Below are 622 nucleotides of genomic sequence, written 5' to 3'. Positions count from 1 at the left end.
ATCGGATTAATGGGACTGATTGTGGTGAAAGTGCTGGTGCCGGGGTTCTATTCTCGACAGGATATCAAAACGCCGGTGAAAATTGCGCTGGTCACGCTGGCGCTGACGCAGGTGATGAACCTGATCTTTATCGGGCCGCTACAGCATGCCGGGCTGGCACTTTCCATTGGGTTGGCCTCTTGCCTGAATGCCGGGCTGCTCTATTGGCAATTGCGCAAACAGCAGCTTTTCCAACCACGTCCGGGATGGGGCTCGTTTCTGGTCAAACTGGTTATCGCCGTGCTTGCCATGTCGGCGGTATTGATAGCGCTGTTAGTGTGGATGCCTGCCTGGGACATCGGCGGCATGACAGTGCGTATTTCGCGTCTGATGCTGGTGGTGGTGGCGGGGGCTGGTACCTACTTTGCGATGCTGGCGCTGCTTGGCTTCCGTCCGCGCGATTTTGCGCGTCGCGGTCTGTGACCGAAGCCGGTATGTGATAGCACCAAAGAAAAACGGTGGCCTGAGCCACCGTTTTTTTATAACGTGATGCTGTTACATCTTATCGACGGTTTCAATGCCCAGGGTGCTTAATCCTTGTTTCAGCGTTTCTGCGGTCAACAGGGCCAGTTTCAGGCGGCTT

Annotated in this window: 2 protein-coding genes; one reads left to right on the top strand and one right to left on the bottom strand. The window is 55.3% G+C overall.

What is annotated here, in order from left to right; all coding sequences use genetic code 11:
- On the top strand, positions 1-462 hold a 462-nt coding region (locus J5224_RS33835; RefSeq protein ID WP_264629240.1), incomplete at its 5' end, for a lipid II flippase MurJ.
- A gap of 72 nt (positions 463-534) precedes the next feature.
- Here the strand turns inward: J5224_RS33835 and J5224_RS36055 are convergent.
- Positions 535-622: DALR anticodon-binding domain-containing protein (locus J5224_RS36055; RefSeq protein WP_413544771.1), on the bottom strand; the 88-nt coding region annotated here is incomplete at its 5' end.

It is taken from the genome of Candidatus Symbiopectobacterium sp. NZEC135, from assembly GCF_025962695.1.
This window is presented reverse-complemented; position numbering and strand designations above follow the sequence as displayed.